Source organism: Frankia sp. RB5 (assembly GCF_059816245.1).
Map to the genome: position 1 here is coordinate 1 of NZ_JCBATA010000122.1, position 6,343 is coordinate 6,343.

A 6,343-nucleotide genomic window follows, 5' to 3' on the forward strand; every position below is an offset into this window, starting at 1 on the left:
AGACGCACAGTATTCGGGAGTTGTTGGATGCGGCGTTCGCCCGGGTGGGGATCGCGGACTGGTCGGAGCTGGTGAGGCAGGATCCGCGGTTCTTCCGGCCGGCGGAGGTGGATGTGCTGGTGGGGGATGCGTCGAAGGCGCGGGAGGTGCTCGGCTGGGAGCCGAAGGTCGGCTTCGAGGAGCTGATCGCGATGATGGTCGACGCCGACCTCGACGCGGAGGCCGAGACCGCCTCCCGGGAAGGACTGCTCGGCGCGCCACCGCCGCCGGCCGCGGGGCCCGGGGTGGCCCTGCCGCACGTCCGCCGCGCCGCGCCGGGGCCATGACCGGCCCGCGGGCGGCGGCCCACGCGGTCGTCGTCGCCGGCGCCCGGCCGAACTTCGTCAAGGCGAAGCCGGTCCTCGACGCGCTGGAGGCGGCGGGCCTGCGCACCACGCTCGTCCACACCGGGCAGCACTACGACGAGGCGATGAGCGGCGTGTTCTTCGCCGACCTCGATCTGCGCGTGCCCGACCATCACCTGGCGGCCGGCTCCGGGTCGCACGCGGTGCAGACCGCCGCGGTGATGACCGCGTTCGAGCCGCTGCTGGCGGAGCTGGCACCCGATGTCGTCGTGGTGTTCGGTGACGTCAACTCCACGCTGGCCTGTGCGCTGGTCGCGGCGAAGGCGGGGGTGCGCGCCGCGCACGTCGAGGCGGGCCTGCGCAGCGGGGACCGCGGCATGCCCGAGGAGATCAACCGGATCGTTGCCGACCGGCTCTGCGCGGACCTGTTCGCCACCTCTCCCGACGCGGTGGAGCACCTGCTGCGCGAGGGCACCGAGCCGCGCGACGTGCACCTCGTCGGCAACGTCATGGTCGACACCCTGCTGGCCCGCCGCGACGAGGCACTCGCCCGCCCGGTCCTCGCCGGGCTCGGCCGGCGTCCCGGTGACTACGGTCTGGTCACCCTGCACCGCCCGGCCAACGTCGACGACCCGGCCGCCCTCGACGGCCTGCTCGGCGCCCTCAGCGAGATCGCCGCCAGCTGCCCGCTGATCTTCCCGGCCCATCCCCGCACGGCCGCCCGGGTGGCCGGCCGGCTGCCGTCGAGCGTGCGGGTGATCGGCCCGGTCGGCTACCTCGACTCGCTGGCGCTGCAGGCCGGCGCCCGGATCGTGCTCACCGACTCCGGCGGCATCCAGGAGGAGACGACGGTGCTCGGCGTGCCGTGCCTGACGCTGCGGGACACCACCGAGCGGCCACTGACCGTCACCGAGGGGACGAACCGGGTCGTCGGGCGGGACCGGCGGGTCGTCGTCACCGCGGCCCTCGACACGCTGGAGCACCCGCCGCCGCCGCGGCGTCCCGCACTGTGGGATGGGCGGGCGGGCGGGCGGATCGCGCAGGTCCTCGCCCGGGTGGTGGTGCCCGCCGCGCAACGCCCCGACACACCCGCGAGGGTCCCGGCCCCGGCGGTCGCCGCCGAGGACACGTCGTCGCCGGTACGTCGCTCTATGTAGTTAATACGCAACACTCTGTTCATGTCATCGAACAAGCTTGTGGTGATCGGGCAGGGTTACGTCGGACTTCCGGTGGCGATGCGGGCCGTGGCCACCGGCTGGCACGTCATCGGCGTGGAGGTGGACGCGGACCGGGCCGCCCGGCTCGCCGCCGGCGACTCCTACGTCGAGGACGTCCCGTCCGCGGAGCTCGCCGGCGCGCTGGCCAGCGGGCGGTACGAGCCGACCGTCGACTACGCCCGCGCCGAGGGCTTCGACGTCGCGGTCGTGTCGGTGCCGACCCCGCTGCGGGAGGGGGCGCCGGACCTGTCCTACATCGTCGACGCCGCCGAGCGACTGGCACCGCTGATCCGGCTGGGCGCGACCGTCATCCTCGAGTCGACCACCTATCCGGGAACGACCGAGGAGCTGTTCGGCCCGCTGCTGACGGCCGGGTCCGGGCTGCGGCCCGGCGTCGACTTCCACCTCGGCTACTCCCCGGAGCGCATCGATCCCGGGAACCGGACCTGGAACCTGGTCAACACCCCCAAGGTCGTCTCCGGCACCGGCCCGCGGTCCCTCGCCGCGGTCACCGCCTTCTACGACAGCCTCGTCGAGCGCACCGTCGCCGTCGGCTCCACCCGCACCGCGGAGCTCACCAAGCTGCTGGAGAACACGTTCCGCCACGTCAACATCGCGCTGGTCAACGAGCTGGCGATGTTCGCTCACGAGCTCGGGGTCGACGTGTGGGAGGCGATCGACGCGGCGTCGACCAAGCCCTTCGGTTACCTGCGCTTCACCCCCGGGCCGGGCGCGGGCGGCCACTGCCTGCCGATCGACCCGTCCTATCTGTCCTGGCGGGTGCGGCGCAGCCTGGGGCGCAGCTTCCGGTTCGTGGAGCTGGCCAACGACATCAACGACCACATGCCCGACCATGTCGTGCGCCGGGTCACCGAGATGCTCAACGCGCGGCACCGCTCCGTCGCCGGCAGTCGCATCCTGTTGCTCGGCCTCGCCTACAAGGCGAACACCGGCGACGCGCGGGAGGCGCCCGCGACCCGGGTCGCGGGACTGCTGGCCGACCTCGGTGCCGAGCTGCGCGCCGCGGACCCGCACGTCGACCCGACGCGCCTGCCCGCCCGACTGATGCTCGTCGACCCGACCCCGGCCGAGCTCGCGGCGGCGGACCTCGTCGTCGTGCTCGTCGACCACGACGCCTTCGACCGGGACGCGGTCGCCCGTCATGCTCGGCTCGTCCTCGACACCCGGCGCTGGCTGCCCGGCCCGCACGACGCCCGCCGGCCGGCCGCCGCAGGCGCGCCCACTCCCGACCCGGCTGGACACGCCGGCACCTCTCGGGCGTGGGTGCCGGCCCAGTCGCCACGGCGCGAAGGCGTCGCACTCGCCGTGGAGTCCCTCTGACCGCCCCGTACGGCGACACGCCCGAAAGTGACTCAACGTAGCTATCTACCTGTCAGTAGTTAGGTCATTGCGCGGATCCCTCCTAGGCTGATCACTGAAAGTAATTATTCAATTACGGAGAGGAGGGGTCGATGCGAAGATCGTTCCGCGTGGGGTCCCGGGTGGGACTGCGCCGGCTCACCGTCGGCGTCGTGTCCGGAGGCCTCCTCGTGGTCACGCTGGTCGGCGTGGAGGCGGGGACGGCGCAGGCCGTCCCCAGCCCGCTGGCCTACCAGCAGTTCGCCTTCGGGACGCTGGCGTCCAACGGCGGCACCGTGACCTCGGGGCCGACGTTCCCCACCAGCATCACCTGCACGACACTGCCGGGCCTGTCGACGAGCAACGGGGGAGTCGTCACCATCCCCGGCCTGATCAACTCGTCCTCGGTGTTCCAGTCCGCCACCACCGCCGAGACCGGGCCGAACAACAACCAGGTCGCGGTGACCCGCAGCACGGTGTCGAGCATGAACCTGCTCAGCGGCCTCGTCACCCTGAGCGGACTCGGGGTCACCTCGACCGCGGTCAACACGGGGACGAACGTGCTCACGAGCGGCGCGGTCTCGCTCGGGGCGCTCAGCGTGCTCGGTGTCCCGATCCCGCTCGGCAGCATCGCGCCGAACACGGTCGTCCCGATCCCGATGCTCGGGTCGATCACGCTCAACGAGCAGATGCCGGTCCCGAACGGCATCCGCACGGTCGGTGCGCACATCCGGCTCACGGCCGGAGAGAACGCCGGTCGGGACGTGCGGATCGGAACCACCCAGTCGGGGTTCGTGCCGAAGCCGCCGGTGTTCCTCACCGGGGTGGCCTACTCCAACCTGATCGCCGCCGGTGCGCTGACGGTGGGACCGCTGATCGGGCAGAGTGTCCCCTGCCCCTCGGGTAACTCGCAGTCGAGCCTGTCCGGCATCAACCTGCCGGGCATCCTCACCACCGGTTCCATCACGGCCTCCGGGACGTCGGTGCCGGGCAATCCGTCGGTCGGATCGTCCAGGATCACGCTCTCGGGCGTGAACCTCCTGGGCGGGCTGATTGGCGCCACTGCCATAACCTCGCAGGTGAACGCGGCGAAGAGCCCGGGTCAGCCAGCCGTGTTGAACACGACCGGGACGCAGTTCACCAACCTCACGGTGGGCGGGGTGGCCTATCCGGACAACGTGGCGCCCAACACCTTCGTCCCGTTGCCCGGGGTGGGGTACGTGGTGTTGAACCGGCAGATCCAGACGGCCACCTCGGTGGAGGTGCGGGCCCTCGAGGTCGTGATCCAGGTGGCCGGCGTCCTGCCGGCGGGGAGCGTGATCAGGATCGCGGGCGCCTCGATCAGTGCGACGGACCAGGGAACGGCCCCGCTGTCGGCGCCGATCGACCCGCATGACGCGGGCGCCTCGACGACCGGGCACGAGGGCCAGCTCTGCGCCGACTCGCCGGACCCGGCGAAGTGCCTCGCGGTGAACGGACTCCTGTAGGTCCGAGACCTCCGGGATCCCGCGCCCGGCGCGGGGTGGGCGGCTCACACCGCCCAGCCGGGCGCGGGACGGGCGGGTGGGGATGGCATGCCCCACCCGCCCGATCGCGGCCGGGGGGCCGGATGTCGCTCCATCGCGCCCGGACTCTCCGTGAGTGCTGTATCTCTATGTAATCGGATGATGGCTGTAAGTTGTGCTCGTCCTGGAGGGATCACCGGCGAAGGGTGGGCGCCATGCGGGTTGTCGTCGCGACGGAGGCACGGTTCCACCGAGGGACGGACGACGCCGTCATGGCCCGCACGCCCGGCGAGGCCTACCAGCAGTGGGCCACCTACCTCGACGTCTTCCAGGAGGTTGTCGTGTTGGCCAGGGTCACGCCCGCGCCGGCGCCCGGGTCCACCGAGCCGCGTGCCGGCGCGTCCTTCCCGGTCGAGGGGGACCGGGTACGGGTCGCGGCGGTACCGCCCTACCAGGGCATGGTCGGCTATCTCCGCACCGTCCGATCGCTACGCGCAGTGATCGCCGCCGGCCTCGACGCGGGGCCTCTGCTGGCCGCGACGCCACGCGGGCGCGCCGTCGGTGGCGTGCCGTCCCAGCGGAGCGCCGCTGGTGTCGCGCCGTCCTCGCATGCCGCTGGTGTCGCGCCGTCCTCGAGCGCCGAGGAGGCCGGGCCGTCCGCGAAGGCCGCCGGTGCCGCGCCGCCCCGCAGCGCCGAGGATGCCGCCGTCGCGCCGGCGACCGGGCCCGGGCGCTCGCCGCACATCGTGGACACCCGCTACCTGGCGGTCATGCCGGGACTCGTCGGTGCCGCGCTCGTCGCCGAGCTGCGCCGCCGCCACCTGCCCTACGCGCTGGAGATCATCGGTGACGCCGAGGCCGTCGCGGGCGGGATGTTCGGTCCCTGGGCCCGCCCGGCGGCCCGCCGCTGGCTGCGCCGGTACGCGGCCGGCGCCCGCGCGGTGGGCTACGTGACCCGCGAGACGCTGCAGCGCCGCTACCCGCCGGCCCCCGGCGCGATCACCGCGGACTACGCCTACGGCCGCCTCGGCCCGGCGGACTTCACCGCCGCCGCCCGCCCCGGCTCCACCCGCCCGCCGATCCCCGCGACGGTGGTGACCATCGGCTCCCAGGAACGCCGCTACAAGGGCCACGACGTCCTGCTGAGCGCCGCCGGCCTGCTCGACTCCTGGGGCTACCGGCTGCGCGTGGTCATCGTCGGCTCCGGGCGCCACCACGACGAGCTGGTGCGCACCGCCCGGCGCGAGGGCCTCGACGACATCGTCATCTTCGTGCCGACCCTCAACCGGGCCGAGATCCGGGCCCTGCTCGACGTCGCCGACCTGTTCGTCCTGCCGTCGCGGACCGAGGGGCTGCCCAGGGTGCTCATCGAGGCGATGGCCCGGGGGGTGCCGGCGATCGCCAGCGCGGTGGGCGGCATCGGGGAGCTGCTCGCCGCCCAGGATCTCGTCGCACCGGACGATCCGGTCGCGCTCGCCGTGCGCATGACCGAGGTCCTGGCGAGCCCCGACACGCTCGCCGAGATGTCCGCGCGCAACCGCGCCGCCGCCGAGCACTACCGGGGCGAGCGGACGGCGGCCCGGGCCCGCGCCTTCTACGCGGCGATCGCCGCCTGGGACCGCCAGCCGGCCCCGGCCGCCGACCCCTCGCCGCTGTCGTTCCTCCTGCCGCTCCCGGTGCCCGCCCAGACGGGCCTCGCCGGCACGTCCGCCCGCGAGGCCCCGACGGCCACCGGATCGGCGCCGGGGGTACCCGCCGGACACGTCCCCAGGTCGAGAGAGGACGGCGCATGACACCCGACATCGGTTCACGCGCGGCGCCGGGCGAGCACCGCGTGCACGCCGCCGGCGGACGGGGGCCCGCCGCCCCGCCGCGGACGCCGCCGGAGACGTCGTCCGAGGTTGCGTCGGCGGGCAAG

At 73.6% G+C, this 6,343-nt stretch carries 5 protein-coding genes; all 5 read left to right on the top strand.

Annotated features, from left to right (window positions below; genetic code table 11):
- Positions 1-326: GDP-mannose 4,6-dehydratase (locus AC6EXY_RS32845; RefSeq protein WP_499818972.1), on the top strand; the 326-nt coding region annotated here is incomplete at its 5' end.
- Positions 323-1,501 (top strand): non-hydrolyzing UDP-N-acetylglucosamine 2-epimerase, encoded by a 1,179-nt coding sequence (gene wecB, locus AC6EXY_RS32850; protein WP_499818973.1) that lies wholly within the window; start codon positions 323-325, stop codon positions 1,499-1,501. The genes AC6EXY_RS32845 and wecB, both read left to right, overlap by 4 nt.
- Before the next feature lie 21 nt (positions 1,502-1,522).
- Positions 1,523-2,902 carry a nucleotide sugar dehydrogenase gene (locus AC6EXY_RS32855; RefSeq protein ID WP_101831637.1) on the top strand — a complete coding sequence of 460 codons (1,380 nt, stop codon included), beginning with the start codon at positions 1,523-1,525 and terminating at the stop codon, positions 2,900-2,902.
- A 131-nt stretch (positions 2,903-3,033) separates the two neighbouring features.
- Positions 3,034-4,407 carry a choice-of-anchor P family protein gene (locus AC6EXY_RS32860; RefSeq protein ID WP_499818974.1) on the top strand — a complete coding sequence of 458 codons (1,374 nt, stop codon included), beginning with the start codon at positions 3,034-3,036 and terminating at the stop codon, positions 4,405-4,407.
- 233 nt (positions 4,408-4,640) lie between these two features.
- A complete protein-coding gene (locus tag AC6EXY_RS32865; RefSeq protein ID WP_101831640.1) occupies positions 4,641-6,218 on the top strand; it encodes a glycosyltransferase family 4 protein in 1,578 nt (525 codons plus the stop codon).
- Positions 6,219-6,343: the final 125 nt, after the last annotated feature.